Genomic DNA, 23,361 nt, shown 5'->3' with positions numbered 1-23,361 from the left:
CCTTCCGAGGTTTCATCGACTCAAGCTGCACGTCTGCTCACAGCAGTACGCTCAGACTCGAAGTCACACGCAGACATGCTCAGTGCGGGGCGCACGCCTCTTCCGCCATCTGCCGACGCTGACGTCGACGCAAGACCCGTTGCCGCTCACGCAGGCTTGCATCACGCGAATTGACCGATTTAGCGTCGAAGTTAAAAGCACGAGAGAAGAAATCGAAGAACAGGAACATGATGGTGTCTCCTTGTTTGGATACACCTTCATGCTGCGCGCCGATAGGCTGCTACCTATTGATCCTGGTCAATTTCCACCAGTGCCTGATCGCGGCAGAACGCCGCATGCCGGGATCGCCGCTAAAGCCTCACAACAGACTCCAAACACCTTGGGAATGGAATTTAGCTGCGACTGCTATTACTCGAACAACGCATCCAGTGCCTGCTCAAGACGCGTCACCGCGACGATCTGTAATCCCGCCGGCGCCTCCTTGGGCGCGTTGCCCTTAGGCACGATGGCGCGCTTGAAGCCGTGCTTGGCGGCCTCCTTGAGGCGCTCCTGGCCGCTCGGCACCGGGCGGATCTCGCCAGACAGGCCAATCTCGCCGAACACCAGCAAGTCATGTTGCAGCGGGCGATTGCGCAGACTGGAGATCACCGCCGCCATCAACGCCAGGTCGGACGCTGTCTCCAGCACCTTGACGCCGCCAACCACGTTGAGAAACACGTCCTGATCGTAGGTCGGGATGCCGCCATGGCGGTGCAGTACCGCCAGAAGCATGGCCAAGCGGTTCTGATCCAGGCCAAGGGTGACGCGTCGTGGATTGCCCAGATGGCTGGTGTCGACCAGTGCCTGCACCTCCACCAACATCGGTCGCGAGCCTTCCCAGGTGGCCATCACCACACTGCCAGGCACCGCCTCCTGAGCGCGGGTGAGGAAGATAGCCGAGGGGTTGGAAACTTCCTTGAGGCCCTTGTCAGTCATGGCGAAAACGCCCAACTCGTTGACCGCGCCGAAGCGATTTTTCACCGCGCGCAGAAGACGTAAGCGCCCGTCAGACTCTCCCTCGAAATACAGCACGGTGTCGACCATGTGCTCCAGCACACGCGGGCCAGCCAATGCCCCCTCTTTGGTGACATGCCCGACGAGGAAGATCGCCGTGCCGCTCTGCTTGGCGAAACGCACCAAAAGCGCTGCGCTCTCACGCACCTGGGCAACGCCGCCAGGGGCCGACTGCAACTGCTCGGTGAAGATGGTCTGGATCGAGTCGATCACCATGACCTTGGGCTTTTCCTGACGCGCGGTGGCGATGATCGACTCGATGCAGGTCTCGGTCATCACCTTGAGCTTGTCCTGCGGCAGATCCAGGCGCCGCGCACGCATGGCCACCTGTTGCTGCGACTCTTCGCCGGTGACATACAGCGCCGGCAAGCGCTGAGCGACATTGCACAGCGTCTGCAGCAAAATGGTCGACTTGCCAATGCCTGGATCACCGCCGATCAGCACCACCGAGCCGTCGACCAGGCCACCGCCCAGCACCCGATCCAGCTCGCTGGAAGCGGTAGAAAAGCGCGGGATTTCCTCGACACTGACCTCAGCCAGCGTTTTGATATTGGCCTTGTCGCCGGCCCAGCCGGTACGGCCGCTGGGCGTGGCGCCCTCGACCACGGTTTCAACCAAGGTATTCCAGGCGCCGCACTCGCCACACTGGCCCGCCCACTTGGGAAAGGTGGCGCCGCACTCGGTGCAGCCGTACATGCGTTTTGCCTTGGCCATTGGGCTCGATCCTACCGCTTAACGAAGGCTGGAACGATACCGAACAACTGGATAAATTCACAGCCCCATACCCGTTCAGGACACGCCATGCAGATCGAACTGCTACCCACCAGCCCCGACCAACTGCCCCTGATCGCCAATCTCTATCAGTTCTATGCCTACGAAAGCTCGGACTGGGAGCAGGAAGATGTGGAAGCGGATGGCCGGTTCTACATCCACCACCCCCATCTGCAGCGTTACTGGCAGGAGCCGGGCTGGAGCGCGCAGTTGATTCTGGCAGACGGCTTTATCGCCGGTTTTCTGCTGATCGAACGCAGCGAACTGGAGCTGATCGATGCGCCGGAGTTCGCCGACCTGTTCATCCTGAAAAAATACCGCCGCAGCGGCATTGGCCGCGCGGTGGTGCAACAGGTCATGAGTGATGGCAGCCCGTGGCTACTGCGCTTCTACCGCCAGGACGAAACCGCCTACGGGTTTTGGCAGCACCTGCTCAGTGAGTGGCCAAGACCGGCGCGGCCGATCTGGACGCCAGAAGAAACGGACGGATTGCTCACCTACCTGCTCAATCCGCCCGTGCATTGAAACCGGGCAGCTTAGCCCTTGCAGCCTTTGCCGCAGCCGCAGCACTGACCACTGGCGCGCTTGAGCTGGCGCGCCAGATCATCCTTGAGCGCGACACGGCTCAGCTTCAGCCCTTGTAGCGTCACATCGTCGAGCATCTCGATACCGTCTTCGATGCGGCAGATGCGCTTATCCAAAGCTTCGTACTGCTCAGCTTGCTGGGCGAATTGCGCATCTTCCAGGCGCAGGCGCTGCAATGCCTGACGAAGCTCGGGGAAATCATGAACCAAAGGGTGATGTTCGACATGCATGGCACAGCTCCCGAATGAAAGATGGAGCCAGCCTAGCCACGCCCATCACGGCGGCTATTGATCCGGGTCAAGTTCAGCGCGCCTGCTGCAAAAGCTCGGCAATTTCGTCCTTCAGCGCCACACGCTGCAACTTGAGCCCCTGCAGTAACAGATCATCGACCGCCGCGCGACCGGCCTCGATCTCATAGACCCGCTTGTCCAGCGCCTCGTACTCCTCGGCGAGGCGAGCAAAATGGCCGTCACGCTGCAACAAGCGGCGCAGGGCGTCGAGTTGCTGGGGAAATTCTCGGGACAACGGGTGATGTTCGAGCGGCATGATAACCCTCCGATTACAGATACCCTTGAGCCTAGTCGATGCCCGCCAGCTTGTTGAGTCGCTACAACAATGGATTGTCTTTGCGCGCTGACTGGGGCTGAATCAAGCCTACACCCATCGAGCGACACCCAAGGGAGCAAGCATGAGCATTATCAGTGAGTTCAAGGCCTTCGCGGTCAAAGGCAACGTGGTCGACATGGCCGTCGGGATCATCATTGGCGCGGCGTTCGGCAAGATCGTCTCGTCCTTCGTCGGTGACGTAGTGATGCCGCCGCTGGGCATTTTGATCGGCGGCGTCGACTTCTCCGACCTGGCCGTCGTGCTCAAGGCCGCCGAAGGCGATAAGCCAGCCGTGGTGCTGGCCTATGGCAAGTTCATCCAGACCGTGGTGGATTTCACCATCATCGCCTTCGCCATCTTCATGGGCATCAAAGGCCTGAACCGACTCAAGCGCGAGGAAGAGAAAGCCCCAGCCGCGCCGCCAGCGCCGACCAAGGATCAGCAACTGCTCAGCGAGATCCGCGACTTGCTCAAGGCCCAGCAGGATAAAGGTTGACCCACTGCCGCTGGCGAAGTGCAAACGCACTGCGCCAGCGCAGGACACGATTTGTTGCAGCTTGCCAACATTTTCGGCGCGGCTTTCGTTACATTAGACGGCCCGTGGCTACTTATACCCTTACATGACACTCCTGATAGCGTTCGCTGTCCTCTCCATACTGGTTTCGTTCATCTGTTCCATCCTCGAAGCCGCTCTGCTTTCCCTCACGCCCAGCTATATCGCCCAGCAGAAGGTCGAAAGACCACGGCTGTACGAACGGCTGAAAGCCCTCAAAGACAAGATCGACCAGCCCCTGGCGGCCATCCTGACCCTCAACACCGTCGCGCATACTGTCGGTGCCACCGGCGTCGGGGCACAGGTCACCATCGTCTTCGGTGACGGTTATCTGGGTATCGCCTCGGCGGTCATGACCCTGCTGATCCTGGTGCTTTCGGAGATTCTGCCGAAAACCATCGGAGCCCGTTACTGGCGCGCCCTGGCGCCCATCCTGCCGGGCCTGCTGCAGGGGATGATTCTGCTGCTCAAGCCGTTCATCGTGATGTCCGACCTGATCATGCGCCTGTTCGGCGGCAAGGAGCCTGAACACGACATTCGCCAGGAGATCAAGGCGCTGACCCTGCTTGGCCGTGAAGTGGGCAAGCTCGATGAAGACGAGCAGCGGGTGATCAGCAACATCCTCGACCTGCACGAGATCCGCCTGCGCGACATCATGACGCCGCGCATCGTCTGTGAGTCCGCCGCGCCCGATGAGACCATCGCCACGTTCAAGGCCCGTGCCCGCGAGAGCCAGTTCTCCCGTTACCCAGTGATTGGCGAGGATGAGTCGCCGCTGGGCGTGGTGTTCCGCTACGACGCCCTGGCCGCCGAGAACGATGGCGAGCCGATCACCCAGATCATGAAGCCGCTGAAAGTCGTGCCGGAAAGCATGAACGTGGAGAACCTGATGACCCTGCTGATGCAGGAACGTCAGCACATGTGCCTGGTCTACGACGAGTTCGGCAGTTGGCGCGGTCTAGTGACCCTGGAAGACATCATGGAAACCATCATCGGTAAGCCGATCCTCGACGAGACCGACGACATCCCCAATATGCGCCGCTTCGCCAAGCGCCGCTGGGAGCACCGCATCAAGGCCATCCGTGAGGACTGATCACCAGTAGTTTTCCACCGCCACCTGGCCCGGCCTACGGGTCAGGCTCAGATTGAGGCCGCGCGCTTTCAGACGCTGACGAATGTCGTCGATCATCTGCGGATTGCCGCAGATCATCACCCGCGACTGCTCGGGCGTCAGTTCCAGCCCGGCGGCACGCTCCAGCTCGCCACTGTCGAGCAAGTCGGTGATCCGCGCAGCCAGGCAGCCCGGCGCCTGTTCGCGGGTAACCACCGGCAGGTAGGTGAGCTTGTGGGCGAACTCGGCCAGGTGCTCCAGCTCGGCGAAGCTTCTGATCAGCGGCTGATAGGCCAGCTCGGCGCTAGTACGCGCGCTGTACACCAGCACGATGCGCTCGAAGCGCTGCCACACCTCGAAGTCCTGCAGGATCGACAAAAACGGCGCGATGCCGGTGCCGCTACCCAGCAGCCACAGATCGCGGCCATCGACAAAGCGATCCAGAGTCAGAAATCCAGTGGCCTGCTTCTCCACCAACAGGCCGTCACCGACGCGCAGACGACTCAGCTCACTGGTAAATTCACCGCCCGGCACCACGATGGAGAAAAACTCGAGGAACTCGTCATGCGGCGCAGACACCAGCGAATAGGCGCGCCAGACCAGGCTGCCGTCGGATGTTTCCACGCCCAGGCGCACGAACTGCCCCGCGCGAAAGCGAAAGCCCACATCCCGCGTAGCGCGCAGGGTGAACAGGCCCGGTGTCAGCCTCTGCACGTCGAGCAAGGTCTGACGGGTGAACTTGTCTTCGCTGACGGTCATAATCGCCCCCTTCATTGAATACACGCCCAGTCTGGCGCAATCGACCGCCGACAAACACCGAAGGTTTGCATGCCTACTCTCGACACCCCCTTTGCCAGCCTCGACTTGCAGCGCCAGCCTCATCAACCGAACGAGCCTCTGCAAGCCTTCGACGCCGCCGACGAATACCTGCTGGGTCATCTGCACGAGCAAGGTATCGAAGCAGGCAGCCGTGTGCTGCTGCTCAACGACAGCTTCGGCGCCCTCGCCTGCTCGCTGGCCGGACATTGCCAGGTGACCAGCTGTGGCGACTCGCACCTGGGCTTTATCGCCCTGCAAAAGAACCTCGCCAGCAACGGCTTGAGTGGTGATGCGCTGACCTTCCTGCCAAGCAGCGTAACGCCGCAAGGGCCGTTCGACTGGGTGCTGATCCGCGTGCCCAAGACCCTGGCGCTGCTGGAGGAACAACTGATTCGTCTGCACGGCCAGTTGGCGCCAGGCGCTCGCGTGATTGCCGGGGCGATGATCAAGCACCTGCCGCGCGCGGCCGGCGATCTGCTGGAGCAATACATCGGCCCGGTACAGGCTTCGCTGGCAGTGAAGAAGGCCCGCCTGCTCAGTGCCACGCCAGAGACTAAAACCGCCCCACGCTCGCCCTACCCGAGCCGCTATCGCCTGGACAAGCCGGCGCTGGAACTGCTCAACCACGCCAACGTGTTCTGTCGCGACGGCCTGGACATCGGCACCCGCGCCTTCCTGCCACATCTGCCACGCCACTTAGATACGCGCCGCGTCGCCGATCTGGGCTGCGGCAACGGCGTGCTCGGCATCGCCTACGCCTTGGGCAGCCCGCAAGCGGAGCTAACCCTGGTGGACGAGTCGTACATGGCGGTGCAGTCGGCCCAGGAAAACTGGCGCGCAGCGCTGGGCGAGCGCGCGGTGACGATCCGCGCGGGTGATGGCCTGGCCGAGCAAGCCGCTGACTCACTGGATCTGGTGTTGTGCAACCCGCCGTTCCATCAGCAGCAGGTGGTCGGTGACTTTCTCGCCTGGCGCATGTTCCAGCAGGCACGCGCAGCATTGGTCACCGGCGGCGAACTGTGGATTGTCGGTAACCGCCACCTGGGTTATCACGCCAAGTTGGGGCGCCTGTTCCGTGGCGTCGAGCAGGTGGCGGCCAATCCGAAGTTCGTGGTGCTCAAGGCGAGAAAGTGACCCGTTGATTGAAACGACCGAAAAGTATCACTAAAGTGGCACTTGCATCTTCGCAGCGGGCACCGTTCATGAAAGTCGAGTTGGTCACGAACTTAAAGCGACAGGCCACCAAGATTCTGGCCGACCTTCACGAGTCCAAAGAACCTGTACTGATCACCGAGCATGGAATGCCCTCGGCTTATCTGGTGGATGTCGATGACTACCAGTTCATGCAGAAGCGCCTCGCCCTTCTGGATGCTTTGGCAAGCGGCGAACGGGCCATCGTCGAGGGCAACACGTTCAGCCACGAGCAAGCCAAGGAGCGGCTGGCCAAGTGGCTGAAATAGTCTGGACAAGCGCCGCGCTGGAGCAGCTCAACGATCTCGCCGAGTACATCGCCCTCGACAAACCGGATGCCGCCAGAGCGCTGGTCGGCAAAGTGCTGGAAGTCGTTGCACGACTGGAGCAGTTCCCCCTCTCAGGTCGGGTGCCAGAAGAGCTTCCCGGCTCCGTCTATCGTGAGGTCGTCGTGCCTCCCTGCCGAATCTTCTATCGGCATAGCGATGAAAAGGTCTTCATCATCCACATCATGCGAGAGGAGCGCATGCTGCGCGCTCACATGCTCGGATAAGCCTCACAAGGTCAGGGTAAACCGCGACAGCAACGCCCCCGGCAAGGCCATCGACCCCGTTTGCCGGGCGCCATAGGTGCCAGAGGGCAGCAGCAGCTCCGGCTCACGGGTCAGAGCCTCCAGTTGCGCGCCGAGAAAATCAAACAGCGAGTCATCGAAGCGCATGGTGCCCACCGGCGCCAGGATCTGCCCGTCCTCGACCCAGAAGGTGGCGAAACGGGTCATGCCGGTCAGGCGCGCGGCCGGCAGGTCGGAGAAGTTGCCGTACCACAGGTTGCCGATATACAGCCCCGTACCGAGCCGCTGCAGCACCTCGCGCTCATCCAGATCACCGCCGTGCATGTGCAGTGACAACGGGTATTCGCCGCGTCCGGCACCATTGGCGCTCAGGCCGTACTCGGCGGCGCTGCGCGAACTGACCAGCCGTTCAGCCGGGCGCCCTTGCTCGATCAAGCGCAATGGCTGACGCGGCCCCTCGGCGGTAAAGGCCGCAGCCAACCCACCGTCGACGCGCTCATCCATCGTTACCTGCGTGCTGAGTTCGGCCTTGCCACTGAACAGCCGTTGCAAGGGGCTACCGCCCGAAGCCAGCGCCTGAGCGCCGAAGCCCCAACCGAACAGGCTGACCAACTCTTCCAGCGCAGCCGGTGCCAGGTAGGCACGATAAGCGCCAGGTTGTAACGCCTTGGCCGGTTGGCCGAGAAACGCCAACTGCTGGCGCGCATGCGCCAACTTGTCAGCAAACACCTGGGCGTCCCACTGTTGCCCGGCGTAAGCGCTTTTCACCGCCTGGCCGTTGCCGTGGAACAGGCTGAAGTCAAGATTGAAGCTGCTGGCAGCGTACCAGCCGAACGCCCCCCAGGAGCTGGCGAAGCCCTGATATTGCGGCCCGGCAGCCAGAAAACCGACCAGATCCAGGCCATGGGCAGCAGCGACGATCTGCTGCGCCATGGCCGCACTGTCCAACAGCGCCCCATCGCCCACCGACTCGCTGCGCCAGGCATCACGATTCAGGCGCAGATAAGGGTCAGCACTGAGCGTCGGCAATAGCGCGCGCAAGTGCTGCAACGCCTGCTGCAACTGCACGACATCCTCATCCAGGCCGCCACTGAGCGCCAGCTTGCGCTCGGCATGGCGCTGCCCCTGGTACAGCGACAAGGTGACGTACACCTGCAGCACCTGCCCGGCCTGGCGCACACGGCCCTGATTGAAACGGATGAAGCTGGACTGTTCGGCGCCGTAGGCCAGGGTAAAGCCCTCGTCGCCCGCGACCTGCGCCTGCAGGTAGTCCGCCAAGGCACTGAAATGCTGACGTACATCCATCAGGCAGCCCCTCCAAACACATCGATATCGGCAAACACGCAGGCCGGTGAGGCATGCCCGACGCGGATCACCTGATTGGGTTCGCCCTTGCCGCAATAAGGCGTGCCCATCACCTCGAAGGTGCTGGCGTCGCCCACCGCGCGCAGGTTGCGCCAGAAACGCGAGCTGATACCGCGATAGTTGGGGTTCTTCACCACGCCCCTGAGTTCGCCGTTTTCGATCAGTTGGCCCCATTCGCAGCCGAACTGGAATTTGTTGCGTGCGTCGTCGATCGACCAGGAGCGGTTGTTGCTCATCAGGATGCCGCGCTCAATGCCGCCGATCAGTTCGGCCAGAGTCTGGTCACCGGGTTCCAGATTGAGATTGGCCATGCGGTCGATGGGTGGACGATTCCAACTGCAGGCGCGGCTGTTGGCCACCCCCGGCAGACCGCTGCGCCACTGCGACAGCGCGCCGCCGAGCGGACGCAGCAGGATGCCGTCCTTGATCAGCAACTGACGCTCGGCGGGCGTGCCGTCGTCGTCATGGTTGTAGCTGGCCAACTCGCCCGGCACACCGGGATCGAAGCTGACGTTGAGCAGCGGCGAGCCGTACGGGTACTGCCCGAAATCTTCCTGGCGGATAAAGCTGGTACCGGCGAAGTTGCGCTCGTCACCGAGGATGCGATCGAGCTCCAGCGGGTGGCCGATGGACTCGTGAATCTGCAGGATCATCTGATCCGGCATCAACAACAGATCGCGCGCACCGTTCGGCGTATTCGGTGCCAGCAGCAGTTGCAGCGCCTCGTCGGCGATGCGCGCGGCGCTGCCGAGCACGCCAAGCTGCTGCAACACCTCGGCGCCACCCTGGCGCGCCAGGTGGGTGCCACCAAAGCTGCGGCTCTGGCTGTCACGCTCGTCGCTAGCGGTGACGCCCACCTGCGGGAAAACGTAGCGCTGGGCGCGGCGCAAACAGGCGCCGACACTGTTGAGGTAGATCTGTTCATGGCGGGTGAAGGTCAGCCCAACATGGCTGTCCACCAGGCGATCATCGCGGGGAATCAGCGCCGACTCAGCCATCAGCAGCTCGAACCAGTGCGCGGCGCCGGCCAGCGGCTGCGGGTAACCCGGTATCACGTCATCGGCCTGTTCGGCCGACTGAGGGAGGTCACCGAGCGCCAACAGGTTATACCCGGTTAACGCACGGGCCATCTGCTCGGCCCGTTCCAGTGCCGATTGCAGACCGATCTGGCTGAGATCGCTGGTAGCCGCATAGGCTTCGACGGCGCCAACGCGCGCCGTAAGCATGGCACCGCCATCGTCGACGAAGGATGGCGCCTGCGCCACGTGCCGCCGCACCCAATAGGACTCCCGGCACTCCTGCACATAACGCAGCGACCAGAAGTCGGCCGTGGATTTCAGCGCGGCAAAGCGGCGCTGCAAGGTATCGCTAAAGGCGAACATCGGGCCTCCGAAGCGCAAGGCAAGGGCCGTCAGTATGGGAACAACCCGGCAGCGCGATCAACCGTGCATGTGGCCCTCTCTTAGCCCTCGCACACGCTTGATATCGCGATTCGGCGGGTCGCCGAATAAACGGCTGTACTCGCGACTGAACTGGGAGGCGCTCTCGTAACCGACGCGGGTAGCCGCGCTCCCGGCATCTAAATGCTCGTTGAGCATCAGTTGCCGGGCGTCGAGCAGGCGCAGGTTTTTCAGGTATTGCAAAGGGCTCATGCCGACCACAGCACGAAAATGCTGACGAAAGGTCGACGGGCTCATATGCGCCTTGGCCGCCAACTCATCCATCGGCACGTTTTCGGTGTAATGCTGTTTCAGCCAGGTGACGACCTTGGCCACTTGCTGGCTCGGCGAGCCGACCGCAATCAGGCGACGCAGGCTGGGGCCATGTCCACCGCTTAGCAAGCGGACGACGATCTCCTGCTGGATCAACGGTGCGATGGAGGAAATCAGAGACGGCTCGGTCAGCAGCCGGATCAACCTGATCAACGCCTCCTGCAATCCCGTATCGAGCGCTGCCAGGGATATACCCCGCCCCGCCGAAGCGTGAAGCGGTGTCGCGAACTCCATCTCTGCCGCCACCTGAGCAATCAGCCGTGCGTCCAGTTGCAGCCACATGCCGAGAAAAGGCTCTGCCGAACTGGCGCGAGTGATATAGGCGACCACAGGCATGTCCACGGTGGTGATCAGCGATTGCCCTGGCCCGTAGTCGAATATCTCATCGCCCAACATCACCCGCTTGCCACCCTGCACGATCAGCGCCAGACCCAGACCGTAGATACAGGGCATTGGCTCAGTGGTGGAGTTGCAGCGGCGCAGCTTCAGCGCGGGGATGGCGGTATCGTAATCCCCATCAAATTGGGCAATCTCCCCAACCAAATCAGAAAGTCTGTCGATGCCCGACACTGCCTTAAACATCATCGCAAACCTCATGAAATGGGCGGCTCATCCTTTATCTGGATGACAAAAGCCTAGCAGCATAACGAACAACTAACTCGACCGGCGATCCGCGCTCGGCAGATCAGGCAAAAATCACAACGGTTCTGGCAAACGCCCAACGCATCTTCGCCGTGATACTGCCAGACATCGGGCAACACCAACCACGATGCCCTGCTCAGCTCACGGAGATGCAGTTCTATGACTTCTAGCGAATCGCGGCTGTTCCAGCCTCTGACTTTTAACAACGGCCTGACCTTGCGCAACCGCATTGTAATGGCGCCGATGACCACATGGTCGGCCAACCCGGACGGCACCATCTCCGAGCAAGAACTTGCCTACTATCGCGCTCGCGTCAACGGCGTTGGCATGGTGATTACCGGCTGCACCCACGTAACGCCTGACGGCATCGGTTTCACCGACGAGTTCGCCAGCTACGACGACAGCTTTACCCCCAGTCTGCGCAGCCTCGCCGAGGCCGCCAAGCGCGGTGGTGCACCGGCGATCCTGCAGATCTTCCACGCTGGCAACAAAGCCTTGCCGCACTTGGTGCCCAATGGCCGTGTAGTCAGCGCCAGCGCACTCAAGGTGCCGCCCAGCCCATTCAACAGCGCCGAAGTAACCAGCGATGCATTGAGCGCGGCTGAAGTCGAGGCGATCATCAAAGCCTTTGGCGAAGCGGCTCGCCGTGGCATCGAGGCGGGTTTCGACGGCATCGAGCTGCATGGCGCACATGGATTCCTCATCCAGAACTTCTTCTCGCCCCTGTTCAACCAACGCGACGATCAGTGGGGAGGCTCGCTTGAAAACCGCATGCGCTTCCCCTTGGCTGTGGTCCAGGAAGTGCAGCGCGTAATTGCTGAGCACGCCAAGCAGCCGTTCCTGCTGGGCTACCGCATATCGCCGGAAGAATCGGAAGAAGGCGGGCTGCGTATCGACGACAGCTTTGTGCTGATCGACCGACTGATTGAAGCCGGTATCGATTACCTCCATGCCTCGCTCTTCAACATCCCGCATGCCCGCCCGGTAGGTCACGAGCGTACAACCGCCGAGCTGCTTGCCGAGCATGTCGGTGAGCGCCTGCCTTTGATTGCTGCGGGCCTTATCCGCACACCAGAGGACGCCGAGCAAGCGTTGAACGTCGGCCTGGCGCTGGTCGCCGTCGGCCAGGGGCTGGTGATGAACCCAGCGTGGGTGGAACTCGCAGGCCAGGGCAAAGCAGCCGAGATAGCCAGCGCGCTCGACCCCAAACACGTGCCGAACCTGGTGATCCCTGACAAGCTGTGGGGCGTCATCCAGATGGCAAAGGGCTGGTTCCCCCTTGTCGAGGACACCCCCGCAAGCGCCTGATGGCTGCAACAGGGTGGGCGCAATCCAACGGCGGGCTGCCCCGCCCCATGCAGGCCCGCAGCTCAGCCGGCCGCCAACGGCCTGTTCATGTAGTGCTCCAGCGCCGCCAGCGAATCCGGGCAATAGGGCAGGCGACGAGCCTCCTCCAGCGCCTGCTCAATGCTGATAAAGCGCGCCTCCAGCACCTCTTCCGGTTGCAACACCAGCGGTGCATCGGAGGCCGCCGAGTAGGCCATGCACCACAGGCGGCTTTGCGGCGAGTCGTAGAGGAAATGTGCATGCTCGACCAACTCGGTGTCGACGATGCCCAGTTCTTCGGCCAGCTCGCGCTCGGCAGACAGGCGATAGTCCTCACCTTCAAGCACCATGCCGCCCGCCGCTACATCCCAGTAGCCGGGATACAGCGCTTTGCTCAGGGTGCGCCGATGCACGCACAGCAAACCGGCCGAGTTGAATAGAAAGATGTAGGTGCAGCGGCCGATCAACCTGCGCTCACGCAACTCGGCGCGGGAAACGCCACCAAGCGGCTGATCATGCTCGTCGACCCAGGCCACGCGTTCCTGATCCGAGGCGGCGCGGTGCGCCGCCTCAGCCGCCGAGATCGACTCCATCAACCCTGGCTCAGCAACTGGCGCAGATCGATCAGGCCCGCATTGGCCCGCGAGATGTAGTTGGCCATGACCAGCGAGTGGTTGGCGAGAATGCCGTAACCACTGCCGTTGAGGATCATCGGACTCCACAGGGTCGCTTGCGCCGCCTCCAGTTCACGGATGATCTGACGCACACTGATGGTGGCGTTCTTCTTCGCCAACACGTCAGCGAAGTCCACTTCGACGGCGCGCAGTAGCTGCGCCAGCGCCCAAGCCTGGCCACGGGCCTCGTAGAACACGTTATCGATCTGCAGCCAGGGCGTCTCGTACACCCCGCCCTGACCGACCAGGCCCGACTCCTCGGCGTCGTTGCCGACCTGCAGACTCTCGTTCAGACGCACCTGGCCGACGCTGGCGGACAAGCGCTGGGACAGCGAACCCAGACGAGTACCGGCGTCCCCCAGCCAGTTGTTGAGGTTGTCGGCACGAGCATAGAACTGTGCGTTCTGCTGGCTCAGCTCGGCCAGGTAGCGATCCAGCGACTTGATGCCGTCACGGTATTCGGACTCGGAAGCCGGCAACGCCCAGCTCTTGTTGTCGAAGTGAAAGCGTGGCTCGGCCCTGGCCAGATCCGGGTTCTCCGTGGACTGCGACTGCGAGCGGGAAAAATCCTTGCGCAAGGCACGGGAGAAATCACGCACCTGCACCAGCACGCCGTACTCCCAGCTTGGCATGTTGTCCAGCCACAGGCCGGGAGGAGCCAGGTCGTTGGAGAGGTAGCCACCGGGCTTGTCGAGCAGGGTCGTCGCGACCTGCTTGAGCGTTTCCACCGTGGTGTACCCGGTCACCATCTGGCGCTGGGCTTGCTGCGCAGCGGCTTGCGCGTGCTGTTGCACAGGGAATGCGGCAGGCTCCTGACTCCAATACCAGCCCACCACCAGTGTCACGAGCAGGTAAACACCAATCAGCCCCCCTAGCGCACGGGCGATCAGGCTGCTGCCATTACGACGGTTCCTGGCGGCCTTGTCGGCGCCACCTTGAGAGCTCGTCGCGCGATTCTTCCAGTCCAGCATGGCGGTGTCCTTTCATCAGCAAATTCATGTGTTCGACCGCCAACCTCGGCAGGGGTTGCGACCTGCTCCGCACTATAAGGCAAGCAGACAGCAAAGCGCAGGGCGAGGCACTAAACTTGCCGCCTGTAGGTGAAAGCGGTGCTTTTATCGCCTGGCCGACAGGATGAAAGCGTCAATTGATCGGCGGCAATGTCAATCAATGCAGCGCCAGTGATAGCATCAAGCCACCAATCATCGCCCTGGAAGCAGGCCCATGTCCGAATTGCAAGACCCCAGCCGTGATCGCCTGAAACATCACTTCGCACAGCGTGTGATTCATCAGGCGCGCCAGGTGCTGGAGGTCTGGCAACGCTTGCAACGCAGCGAGTGGAGCGAGATTGGCATGAGCGAGCTGAGCGAAGCATCTGTGCGGCTGCTGCGCTACGCCGAGCGCTTCGACCAGGCTGAGCACGCGCAACTGGCACAGAGTATCTGCAACAGCCTGAGCGCCGTCGGCGAGAACCGTGGCCGCCTCAACAGCCAGTTGATCGCCCAGTTCAACCAGACCATGCAACGCCTGTCACGCACCGGCCTGCGCCATGGCGACCACTTCGAGCAGACCTTCCTGCCACCACTGCGCAAACCGGTCTACCTGGCACTGCAGGACAGCGACCGCGCCGAGCGCCTGGCGCAACAACTGGAATTCTTCGGCCTCAGCGCCCAAGCGCTGGCAAATGCCACTGCCTTCAAAACCGCCGTGGGCGAGCGCCATCCAGCCGCCATCGTCATGGATGTGGATTTCGCCGGCACTGGCCTGGAACTGGCGCATGCCGCGCAGCAAGGGCTGGAGCACAAAATCCCGGTGCTGTTCTACAGCCATAACGAAACCGACACCCCGACTCGCCTGGCTGCGGTACGCGCCGGCGGGCAGGAGTTCTTCACCGGCTCGCTGGATGCTTCCAGTTTGCTTGAGCGCATCGAGGTACTGACCCACGTTGTGCAGTACGACCCGTACAAGGTACTGATCGTCGACGATTCCAAAGCTCAGGCAACTCACACCGAACGCGTACTGAACAGCGCCGGCATCCTCACCCACACCCTGACCGAGCCGATCCTGGCGATGGATGCACTGGCCGAGCTCCAGCCAGATTTGATCATCCTCGACATGTACATGCCCGAGTGCAACGGCACCGAACTGGCCAAGGTGATCCGCCACAATGACCGTTACGTCAGCGTGCCAATCATCTACCTGTCCGCCGAGGACGATCTGGACAAGCAACTCGACGCCATGAGCGAGGGCGGCGATGACTTTCTCACCAAGCCGATCAAGCCGCGTCACCTGATTGCCACCGTGCGCAACCGCGCAGCCCGCGCGCGCAATCTCAAGGCGCGCATGGTGCGTGACAGCCTTACCGGTCTGTACAACCACACCCACACGCTGCAACTGCTCGACGACGCCTGCTTCCGCGCGCGCCGCGACGGCCAGCCGCTGGCCTTCGCCATGCTCGACATCGACCATTTCAAGAGGGTCAACGACACCTACGGCCATCCCATGGGCGACCGCGTGATCAAGAGCCTGGCGCTATTTCTCAAGCAACGACTGCGCAAGAGCGACTACATCGGTCGCTATGGTGGCGAGGAGTTCGCCGTCGTGCTGCCAGACACCGACGAGCGTTCGGCGCTCAAGGTACTGGATGAGATTCGCCAGCGTTTCGCCGAAATCCACTACCCCGCTCAGCCACAGGATCTGAGCTGCACCTTCAGCGGCGGCATCGCCATGCTGCAACCGGGTCTCGACAGCAGAGCACTGTCCAAGCAGGCCGACGAAGCGCTTTACGCTGCCAAGCACGGCGGGCGCAACCGAGTGGAGCTTTACCGCAGCGAGTAAGCCGACGAGCGCACACCGTCATTTGCCCGCCGTCATAAGATTGTCACCCTTTTGAAATATCTTCAGAGCTCATCGTTCAGTAGTCGATCGAGCCCTCCATGCGCCTCAAGCTGCTTACCAATCTCAATACCTTACTGCTGGTCACTGTCTGCGTAGCCCTGGCGGCCACCCTATGGTGGTCGCAGCGCGCACTCCAACAACCTGTACACCTGATGGAGCGCTATCTCGGCCTGTCACAGCGATTCCAGCACGAGGTTGCCGACAATATCCTGGCCTACCTCAGCTCCGGCAATGCCGTGCAACACAGCAAAGCCACTCAGGCCATGGACAGCTTCACCCAGGCATTGGACGAACTGCCCAAGGAGCTGGCCAACGAGCTGCGCCCCAGCCTTGAGCAACTGCGCAATTTCACCTCCAACGAACTGCTAGCCGCCGGCAAACTGGCTGGCGACCCTCAAGCGCTACTGGTGCAGGCCGAGCGCGAGATAAGCGGTGACCTGGATCAACTCAACGACTACGCAAACAGTGCCAACGGCAGTGCTGCCGAGGCCTATCGCGCCCCACTGTTCGAGGCCAGCAGTCGTTTGCTACGCCTGGCCCATGCCCGTGATCGCTTCGTCAACCTGGACCGCAGCGAACTGATCGGCGATGTCGAACGCGAACTCAATGCCCTGGGCCAACAGGTCGAGCGCCTGGATGCGCTTCCACTGCTGGGCGTGGAGGATTCATCCAGCTCAGCCAGCGAAGGCTTCGCCGCCATGCTCGGGCTCGACGACAGCGAACAGCAAAGCCAGGCCGAAGATCGCGGCATCGCCCTCAAGCGCGAACTGGGCTCACTGGTGCGCCGTTATCCGAGTGAACTGCAACGCACGCAGGAACTGGTCGAACAGCGACAGACACTGGCCAAGACCACCAGTGAACGCATTGCCGGACTGCAACAAGCCCTGGCAGCACTGGAGCCGCTGGTCAAGAGCGAGTACGGACGCATCCAGGGTGACGTCAGGATGATTCAAGGGCTGATGATCGGCTTGATCCTACTCATCGCGCTGATCATCGACCGTATCCAGCGCCGCCTGGCACGCGTACTGGCACAACTGGTGCCCGCACTGTCTGCCTGGGCGAGTGGCAACTTCACCGCCGCTGTCAGCATCGATTCGCGCATCCGCGAGCTGTGCGATATCGAAGCCTCGCTCAACCACATGCGGCGTTATCTGGTGGAACTGGTAAGCACGATCAATGGCCACGCCGAACGCGTCGCCGGCTCCAGCCGCGCCCTCGCACATCTCAGCGGCAGCCTGCACGGTAGCGCTCAGCACCAGGCCAACGACACCGCGCTAATCCGCGACGCGTTGGGCGAACTGGAGGCGACCATCGGCCAGGTTGCCGACGACGCCAGCCACACTGCCGATGCCAGCCAGGCTGCCGAGCAGGCTCTAGGCCACGGCCAGCAGGTCATCGGCGAAAGCCTGAAAGGCTTGCACGCGCTAGTCGGCGAAGTGCAGAACAACGCCCACGCCATCGAACGCCTGGCCGAGGAAACCACCACCATCGGTAACGTGCTCACGGTGATTCGTGGCATCGCCGAGCAGACCAACCTGCTGGCACTCAACGCGGCTATCGAAGCGGCTCGCGCAGGCGAGGCAGGTCGCGGTTTTGCCGTAGTTGCCGACGAAGTGCGTTCGCTGTCGCAGCGCACCGGGCACGCCACCTCGGAGATTCAGGATGTTATCGGCCGCTTGCAAAACGCTGCGCGGCAGTCGGTAAGCGCCATGCGCGAGCAAGTCGAGCACGCCGAAGCCACCGCAGGCAAAGCGCAGGCAGCCGATGGCGCACTGGATGAGATCGTCACAGCGATCCGCACCATCTCCAGCATGGCAGCGCGCATCGCTGAAGCCACGGCGCAACAGAGCGCTGCTGTCGGCGAGATTCGCGAGCACGGCGAGCGCATCCACCAGTTGGGCGACGACAATCTCGGCCAGATTGCCAGCGGGCGCAACGAAAGCGAGCGCTTGCTACAACTCGGCGGCCAGTTGCACGAGGCCGTGCAGGCATTTCGCGTTTAGGAGACTGCGACAAGGCAGCGCAGACGGCGAACTCAGCCCACCGCAACGGCTCCAAGGTTGCGCCCATCCCAGCAATCGACAGCCCGGCGCGGCAACGGTGCTGCGCTTGGGTGCTTTCCAGTATCATGCCGTCACCTTTCGCCGAGATAATCGTCCGATGTCACTGCGCCGTCTGCTGCTACCGCTACTGCTGCTCTGCCTGAGCCTGCCCGCCGCCGCCAGCCTCCTGGATCAGCGCCCCGCCCCTGCACCACTCGGCGCGCCGCTGAATAACAGCAGTGATTTTCTGCCCGTACGCGAAGCCTTCAAGCTCAGTCTGGTGGGCAGTGATGCGCAGTCCATTAGATTGCGCTTCGTCGCCGCCGAAGGTTATTACCTCTATCGCCACCGTCTGAATTTCAAGGTCGAACCCAGCGACCTGCAACTGGGCACGCCCGAACTACCGCCCGGCGAGCCTAAGCATGACGAGTTCTTCGGCGACACTGAGGTTTACTACGAGGTACTCGATGTAAGCCTGCCACTGAACAACCCGGATAACCGCCCTCTGCGCCTGCAGGTCGGCTACCAGGGGTGTGCCGACAAGGGCCTGTGCTATCCACCGGAAACCGAGTTCATCGAGATTGGCGAGATGCCTGCCACCGACGCCAAGGCGCCCACCACCACAACCAAGTGGGACTGGAAGGAGCTGGCGCTGTTCTTCCTCGGTGGCCTGGCCCTGACCTTTACCCCTTGCGTACTGCCGATGCTGCCGATTCTCTCCGGCGTAGTGCTACGCGGCCAGCTCGGCGGTATGCGCAGCCTCAGCCTGTCGCTGGCATATGTGATTCCGATGGCACTGTGTTTCGCCATCCTCGGCACACTGATGGGGCTGTTCGGCGCAGGCCTCAATCTGCAGGCACGCCTGCAGTCGCCTTGGGTACTGGTGCCCTTCGCCGCCTTCTTCGCCATTTTCGCGATGGCCATGTTCGGCCTGTTCGAGCTGCGCCTGCCACGTGCTATCAGCGAGCCGCTGGATCGCCTGGCCGGCAAAACCCACGGTGGTTCGCACTTAAATGCCGCGCTGCTTGGCGTCCTCTCCAGCCTGCTGGTCAGTCCTTGCGTCTCAGCGCCACTGGCCGGCGCACTGCTTTATATCAGCGCCAGCGGCGACGCCCTGGGCGGCGGCCTCAAGCTGCTCGCCCTGGGCCTCGGCATGGGTGCGCCACTGGTGCTGTTCGCCGTCGGTGGCGGCGCCCTGCTGCCCAAGACCGGCACCTGGATGGTTAGCGTGCGCAATGCCTTCGGCGTATTGCTGCTGGGCGTCTCGGTCTGGTTGCTCGAACGCGTGCTGCCAGGCAGCCTGAGCCTGGCGCTGTGGGGTCTGCTGGCCGGCGGTATGGCAGTGTTCCTCGGCGCGCTGGAGTTCGGGCCCAAGACGCACCGACAGAAGCTCGGCCAGATCGCCGGTCTGGCGCTGCTGGTCTACGCCCTGGCCGCCTGGGTCGGCGCCTTGCAAGGTGCGACCGATCCGCTCAGGCCGCTAGGGCAGCTACAGGTAGCAGGCGCTACCAGCAGCAAAAGCGGCGCCTGGCAAACGCTGACCACCCCCGCAGAGCTGGACGCCGCACTAGCCGAAGCCAAAGCCGCAGGTCAGCCCTTGCTGCTGGACTGGTACGCCGACTGGTGCATCAGTTGCAAGGTGATCGAGCGCGAGGTCTTCGGCAATGCCGAGGTAGGCAGCAAGCTGGCCGACTGGCGCCTGATCCGTTTCGACATCACCGAGAGCAACGCTGCCCAGCGCGCCCTGCTCGATCGTTACAAGCTGTTCGGCCCGCCCGCCATTCAGCTATTCGCAGGCAGCGGCGAGGAACTGCAAAGTCTGCGCGTCGTCGGAGAGATCGACGCACCAGCCTTCGCGACTCGCCTGGAAAGCGCGAAGACTTCCCAGTAACGACCAAAACGCCTGCTATAGTCATATTTCTTGCGCAAACATCCGGCAACGTGCTGGGTATTGCTGACAACTAGCAGCCTACGGCATAGTCCTGCGCAGCCCGAACAACAAGGAAAGCGTCCATGGCCACTCTACTGGTACTGCACGGCCCCAACCTGAACATGCTGGGCACCCGTGAGCCAGACAAATACGGCGCCACCACCCTGGCCGAAATCAATCAGGATCTGGAGCAGCGTGCCCGCGAAGCCGGCCACCACCTGATGCATCTGCAGAGCAATGCCGAGTACGAACTGATCGAACGCATTCATGCCGCCAGAGGCGAAGGCGTCGACTTTATCCTGATCAATCCCGCCGCATTTACACATACCAGCGTCGCATTACGTGACGCGTTGCTGGCGGTGAGCATCCCATTCATCGAAGTGCACCTGTCCAACGTGCACAAGCGTGAACCTTTCCGCCATCACTCCTACTTTTCCGACGTAGCCGTGGGAGTGATCTGCGGCCTTGGCGCCAGCGGTTATCGGCTGGCCCTGGAAGCGGCATTCGAACAACTGGCCGGGCGCGCCTGACGCGTAGCACGGTAGACAAGACCTACCTCACCTCTGGGAGTTGAACCTTCATGGATATCCGTAAAGTCAAGAAACTGATCGAGCTGCTGGAAGAGTCCGGTATCGACGAGCTGGAGATCAAAGAGGGCGAAGAGTCCGTACGCATCAGCCGTCACAGCAAGCAGCCAGCCTACGCCGCTCAGCCGATGTACGCTCCGGCCCCCGCACCAGTGGCCGCACCTGTAGCCGCTGCCGCACCGAGCGCTGAAGCCGCTCCGGCTGCCGCACCGAAGCTCAACGGCACCGTTGCCCGCTCGCCGATGGTCGGCACCTTCTACCGCGCGGCCTCGCCGACCTCTGCCAACTTCGCCGAAGTCGGTCAGACCGTGAAGAAAGGCGACATCCTGTGCATCGTCGAAGCGATGAAGATGATGAACCACATCGAAGCCGAAGCCAGCGGCGTGATCGAATCCATCCTGGTAGAAAACGGCCAGCCGGTTGAGTACGACCAGCCCCTGTTCACCATCGTTTGATGCGCGGGGAGCCTGCAATGCAGAAGCTGGAAAAAGTCCTGATCGCCAACCGTGGCGAAATCGCCCTGCGTATCCTGCGCGCCTGCAAGGAGCTGGGTATCAAGACGGTGGCCGTGCACTCCACCGCCGACCGCGAACTGATGCACCTGGGCCTGGCCGACGAGTCCGTCTGCATTGGTCCGGCACCTGGCTCGCAGTCTTACCTGAACATTCCTGCGATCATTAGCGCCGCAGAAGTCACAGGGGCCGATGCCATCCATCCGGGTTATGGCTTCCTCGCCGAGAACGCCGACTTCGCCGAGCAGGTGGAGAACTCTGGCTTCGCCTTCATTGGCCCGAAAGCCGACGTGATCCGCCTGATGGGTGACAAGGTGTCGGCCAAGAACGCCATGATCAAGTCCGGCGTGCCCGTGGTGCCTGGCTCCGAAGGCCCGCTGCCGGAGGACGAAGAAGAAGCCCTGCGCATCGCCCGTGAAGTGGGCTACCCGGTGATCATCAAGGCCGCTGGCGGCGGTGGTGGTCGCGGCATGCGCGTGGTGCACAAGGAAGAAGACCTGATCAAGTCGGCCAAGCTGACCCGCACCGAAGCCGGTGCCGCGTTCGGCAACCCGATGGTCTATCTGGAGAAATTCCTCGGCAACCCACGCCACGTCGAAGTCCAGGTACTGTCCGACGGCCAGGGCAACGCCATTCACCTGTATGACCGCGACTGCTCGCTGCAGCGTCGCCACCAGAAGGTGATCGAAGAAGCCCCGGCCCCACTGATCGACGAGAAGGCCCGCGCCGAAGTGCTCAAGCGCTGCGTCGATGCCTGCGTCGAGATCGGCTACCGTGGCGCCGGCACCTTCGAGTTCCTTTACGAAGACGGTCGTTTCTACTTCATCGAGATGAACACTCGCGTGCAAGTGGAGCACCCGGTCACCGAGATGGTCACCGGCATCGACATCGTCAAGGAAATGCTCAGCATCGCCGCTGGCAACAAGCTGTCCATCAAGCAGGAAGACGTGAAGATCCTCGGCCATTCCATCGAATGCCGGATCAACGCCGAAGACCCGGACAACTTCATGCCCAGCCCCGGCAAGGTCAAGCACTTCCACGCGCCAGGCGGTAACGGCGTACGCGTCGACTCGCACCTGTACAGCGGTTACAGCGTTCCGCCGCACTACGACTCGCTGATCGGCAAGCTGATCACCTACGGTCGTGACCGCGACGAAGCGATGGCGCGTATGCGCAATGCCCTGGACGAGATCGTCGTCGACGGCATCAAGACCAACGTACCGCTGCACCGCGACCTGACCCGCGACAAGGGCTTCCTTAAAGGTGGTGTGAACATTCACTACCTGGAGAAGAAGCTGGGGATGGACAAGCACTGAGTCCTGACTCGCTGTCATGACAGGGGCTGCCTTCGGGCGGCCCCTTGTCGTTTCGGCACCGAACTGGCAAGCCGCCTTGCCCTTCAAGTAAGCTGCGCGGCCAAACGCGCGCCCTTCACGAGGTTTCCCATGCCCTGGTTACAAGTACGTCTCGCCATCACGCCTGAGCAGGCAGAAACCTACGAAGACGCCCTGCTCAGCATCGGCGCAGTGTCGGTGACCTTCATGGACGCCGAAGACCAGCCGATCTTCGAACCGGACCTGGGCACCACACCGCTGTGGTCGAACACCCACCTGCTGGCACTGTTCGAAGCCGATACCGACGAAGCAGCGCTGATCGCCCACCTGACCCTGCTCTGCGGCGGCAGCCTGCCCGAACATCAGATCGAGCACATCGAAGATCAAGACTGGGAGCGCAGTTGGATGGATAACTTCCAGCCGATGCGCTTCGGCCAACGCCTGTGGATCGTGCCGAGCTGGCACGCCGCACCGCAGCCGGATGCAGTCAACCTGCTGCTCGATCCGGGCCTGGCGTTTGGCACCGGTACCCACCCGACCACCGCCCTGTGCCTGGAGTGGCTCGACGGTCAGCCGCTCGAAGGCTGCGACCTGATCGACTTCGGCTGCGGCTCAGGCATTCTCGCCATCGCCGCCCTGCTGCTCGGCGTGCCCAAAGCCGTCGGCACCGACATCGATCCGCAAGCCCTGGAAGCCTCGCGCGACAACGCCTCGCGCAACGGCATCGACCCGGCGCGCTTCCCGGTCTACCTGCCTGCAGACATGCCGCAGCAACCGGCAGACGTGGTGGTCGCCAACATTCTGGCCGGGCCGCTGGTTTCCCTAGCACCTCAGATCACCTCGCTGGTCAAAGCCGGTGGACGCCTGGCGCTCTCTGGCATCCTGGCCGAGCAGGCAGAAGAAGTGCGCGCCGCCTACGCCACCGACTTTACGCTCGACCCGACCGCCGAGAAGGACGGCTGGGTACGCATCAGCGGCGTAAAACGCTAAAGGCCAGGCTGCAGCTTGCAGCCTGAAGC

The 23,361-nt window shown here is 62.4% G+C and carries 24 protein-coding genes; 14 read left to right on the top strand and 10 right to left on the bottom strand.

The features are described 5' to 3' along the window. Positions 1 to 79: 79 nt before the first annotated feature. Together AERO9A_RS02055 and radA are read right to left on the bottom strand one after the other, a co-directional pair. Entirely contained in the window at positions 80 to 229 is a 150-nt protein-coding gene (locus AERO9A_RS02055; protein ID WP_178111082.1) for a hypothetical protein, read from the bottom strand. 179 nt (positions 230 to 408) lie between these two features. Next, entirely contained in the window at positions 409 to 1,767 is a 1,359-nt protein-coding gene (gene radA, locus AERO9A_RS02050) for a DNA repair protein RadA (protein WP_159970254.1), read from the bottom strand. Positions 1,768 to 1,854: 87 nt separating this feature from the next. Between radA and AERO9A_RS02045 the strand changes: the two genes are divergently transcribed. Further along, positions 1,855 to 2,349 carry a GNAT family N-acetyltransferase gene (locus AERO9A_RS02045; protein WP_159970253.1) on the top strand — a complete coding sequence of 165 codons (495 nt, stop codon included), beginning with the start codon at positions 1,855 to 1,857 and terminating at the stop codon, positions 2,347 to 2,349. Between the two features lie 11 nt (positions 2,350 to 2,360). Here the strand turns inward: AERO9A_RS02045 and AERO9A_RS02040 are convergent, their stop codons facing one another. Both AERO9A_RS02040 and AERO9A_RS02035 read right to left on the bottom strand, forming a co-directional pair. After that, entirely contained in the window at positions 2,361 to 2,639 is a 279-nt protein-coding gene (locus AERO9A_RS02040) for a YdcH family protein (RefSeq protein WP_159970252.1), read from the bottom strand. 73 nt (positions 2,640 to 2,712) lie between these two features. Beyond that, the gene (locus tag AERO9A_RS02035) at positions 2,713 to 2,955 is read right to left on the bottom strand and encodes a YdcH family protein (protein ID WP_159970251.1); all 243 of its coding nucleotides are present in this window, start codon (positions 2,953 to 2,955) and stop codon (positions 2,713 to 2,715) included. A gap of 142 nt (positions 2,956 to 3,097) precedes the next feature. Between AERO9A_RS02035 and mscL the strand changes: the two genes are divergently transcribed. Together mscL and AERO9A_RS02025 are read left to right on the top strand one after the other, a co-directional pair. Further along, entirely contained in the window at positions 3,098 to 3,511 is a 414-nt protein-coding gene (gene mscL / locus AERO9A_RS02030; protein ID WP_159970250.1) for a large-conductance mechanosensitive channel protein MscL, read from the top strand. A gap of 124 nt (positions 3,512 to 3,635) precedes the next feature. After that, positions 3,636 to 4,661, top strand: a complete 1,026-nt coding sequence (locus AERO9A_RS02025; RefSeq protein ID WP_159970249.1) for a CNNM domain-containing protein — start codon at positions 3,636 to 3,638, stop codon at positions 4,659 to 4,661. Here the strand turns inward: AERO9A_RS02025 and AERO9A_RS02020 are convergent, their stop codons facing one another. After that, positions 4,662 to 5,438: a ferredoxin--NADP reductase gene (locus AERO9A_RS02020; RefSeq protein WP_159970248.1), complete on the bottom strand. Its 777-nt coding sequence runs from the start codon at positions 5,436 to 5,438 to the stop codon at positions 4,662 to 4,664. It abuts the gene before it with no gap. Positions 5,439 to 5,507: 69 nt separating this feature from the next. Between AERO9A_RS02020 and AERO9A_RS02015 the strand changes: the two genes are divergently transcribed. From AERO9A_RS02015 to AERO9A_RS02005, 3 genes are all read left to right on the top strand, one after another. Beyond that, on the top strand, positions 5,508 to 6,632 hold the full coding sequence (locus tag AERO9A_RS02015) for a class I SAM-dependent methyltransferase (protein ID WP_159970247.1): 1,125 nt from the start codon (positions 5,508 to 5,510) through the stop codon (positions 6,630 to 6,632). 68 nt (positions 6,633 to 6,700) lie between these two features. Then, positions 6,701 to 6,958 (top strand): type II toxin-antitoxin system Phd/YefM family antitoxin, encoded by a 258-nt coding sequence (locus AERO9A_RS02010; RefSeq protein ID WP_159970246.1) that lies wholly within the window; start codon positions 6,701 to 6,703, stop codon positions 6,956 to 6,958. Next, a complete protein-coding gene (locus AERO9A_RS02005; RefSeq protein ID WP_159970245.1) occupies positions 6,946 to 7,242 on the top strand; it encodes a type II toxin-antitoxin system RelE/ParE family toxin in 297 nt (98 codons plus the stop codon). Before AERO9A_RS02010 ends, AERO9A_RS02005 begins: the two co-directional genes overlap by 13 nt. A gap of 3 nt (positions 7,243 to 7,245) precedes the next feature. Here the strand turns inward: AERO9A_RS02005 and AERO9A_RS02000 are convergent, their stop codons facing one another. From AERO9A_RS02000 to AERO9A_RS01990, 3 genes are read right to left on the bottom strand one after another with little or no spacing between them, the layout of a single operon-like run. Further along, positions 7,246 to 8,565, bottom strand: a complete 1,320-nt coding sequence (locus AERO9A_RS02000; protein ID WP_159970244.1) for a TldD/PmbA family protein — start codon at positions 8,563 to 8,565, stop codon at positions 7,246 to 7,248. Further along, the gene (locus tag AERO9A_RS01995; RefSeq protein WP_159970243.1) at positions 8,565 to 10,007 is read right to left on the bottom strand and encodes a TldD/PmbA family protein; all 1,443 of its coding nucleotides are present in this window, start codon (positions 10,005 to 10,007) and stop codon (positions 8,565 to 8,567) included. The genes AERO9A_RS02000 and AERO9A_RS01995 overlap by 1 nt, the downstream gene beginning before the upstream one ends. A gap of 57 nt (positions 10,008 to 10,064) precedes the next feature. Next, positions 10,065 to 10,982 carry an AraC family transcriptional regulator gene (locus AERO9A_RS01990; RefSeq protein ID WP_256665828.1) on the bottom strand — a complete coding sequence of 306 codons (918 nt, stop codon included), beginning with the start codon at positions 10,980 to 10,982 and terminating at the stop codon, positions 10,065 to 10,067. A gap of 216 nt (positions 10,983 to 11,198) precedes the next feature. On the opposite strand from AERO9A_RS01990, the gene AERO9A_RS01985 reads away from it, so the two are divergent. Beyond that, positions 11,199 to 12,347: an NADH-dependent flavin oxidoreductase gene (locus AERO9A_RS01985; protein WP_159970242.1), complete on the top strand. Its 1,149-nt coding sequence runs from the start codon at positions 11,199 to 11,201 to the stop codon at positions 12,345 to 12,347. Positions 12,348 to 12,409: 62 nt separating this feature from the next. Here the strand turns inward: AERO9A_RS01985 and AERO9A_RS01980 are convergent, their stop codons facing one another. Beyond that, positions 12,410 to 12,958 (bottom strand): NUDIX hydrolase, encoded by a 549-nt coding sequence (locus AERO9A_RS01980; RefSeq protein WP_159970241.1) that lies wholly within the window; start codon positions 12,956 to 12,958, stop codon positions 12,410 to 12,412. After that, complete coding sequence (locus tag AERO9A_RS01975) at positions 12,958 to 14,010, bottom strand: DUF2333 family protein (protein ID WP_159970240.1); 1,053 nt, start codon at positions 14,008 to 14,010, stop codon at positions 12,958 to 12,960. The genes AERO9A_RS01980 and AERO9A_RS01975 overlap by 1 nt, the downstream gene beginning before the upstream one ends. Before the next feature lie 253 nt (positions 14,011 to 14,263). Between AERO9A_RS01975 and AERO9A_RS01970 the strand changes: the two genes are divergently transcribed. The 7 genes from AERO9A_RS01970 to prmA all read left to right on the top strand — a co-directional run bounded on the left by AERO9A_RS01970 (position 14,264) and on the right by prmA (position 23,332). Continuing rightward, a complete protein-coding gene (locus tag AERO9A_RS01970) occupies positions 14,264 to 15,877 on the top strand; it encodes a PleD family two-component system response regulator (protein ID WP_159970239.1) in 1,614 nt (537 codons plus the stop codon). A gap of 98 nt (positions 15,878 to 15,975) precedes the next feature. Further along, positions 15,976 to 17,940 carry a methyl-accepting chemotaxis protein gene (locus AERO9A_RS01965; protein WP_159970238.1) on the top strand — a complete coding sequence of 655 codons (1,965 nt, stop codon included), beginning with the start codon at positions 15,976 to 15,978 and terminating at the stop codon, positions 17,938 to 17,940. Between the two features lie 157 nt (positions 17,941 to 18,097). Further along, the gene (dsbD, locus tag AERO9A_RS01960) at positions 18,098 to 19,870 is read left to right on the top strand and encodes a protein-disulfide reductase DsbD (RefSeq protein WP_159970237.1); all 1,773 of its coding nucleotides are present in this window, start codon (positions 18,098 to 18,100) and stop codon (positions 19,868 to 19,870) included. Positions 19,871 to 19,992: 122 nt separating this feature from the next. Beyond that, positions 19,993 to 20,439, top strand: a complete 447-nt coding sequence (aroQ, locus tag AERO9A_RS01955; RefSeq protein ID WP_159970236.1) for a type II 3-dehydroquinate dehydratase — start codon at positions 19,993 to 19,995, stop codon at positions 20,437 to 20,439. Positions 20,440 to 20,489: 50 nt separating this feature from the next. Further along, complete coding sequence (accB, locus tag AERO9A_RS01950; protein WP_159970235.1) at positions 20,490 to 20,951, top strand: acetyl-CoA carboxylase biotin carboxyl carrier protein; 462 nt, start codon at positions 20,490 to 20,492, stop codon at positions 20,949 to 20,951. 17 nt (positions 20,952 to 20,968) lie between these two features. Continuing rightward, complete coding sequence (gene accC, locus AERO9A_RS01945) at positions 20,969 to 22,324, top strand: acetyl-CoA carboxylase biotin carboxylase subunit (protein WP_159970234.1); 1,356 nt, start codon at positions 20,969 to 20,971, stop codon at positions 22,322 to 22,324. 129 nt (positions 22,325 to 22,453) lie between these two features. Continuing rightward, positions 22,454 to 23,332 (top strand): 50S ribosomal protein L11 methyltransferase, encoded by an 879-nt coding sequence (prmA, locus tag AERO9A_RS01940; protein WP_159970233.1) that lies wholly within the window; start codon positions 22,454 to 22,456, stop codon positions 23,330 to 23,332. Positions 23,333 to 23,361 lie beyond the last annotated feature (29 nt).

The organism is Pseudomonas sp. 8Z (assembly GCF_902506535.1).
Taxonomy (GTDB): Bacteria; Pseudomonadota; Gammaproteobacteria; order Pseudomonadales; family Pseudomonadaceae; genus Aquipseudomonas.
Note: the sequence above shows the minus strand (reverse complement) of the source record. Positions and strands in the feature narration are given on the sequence as shown.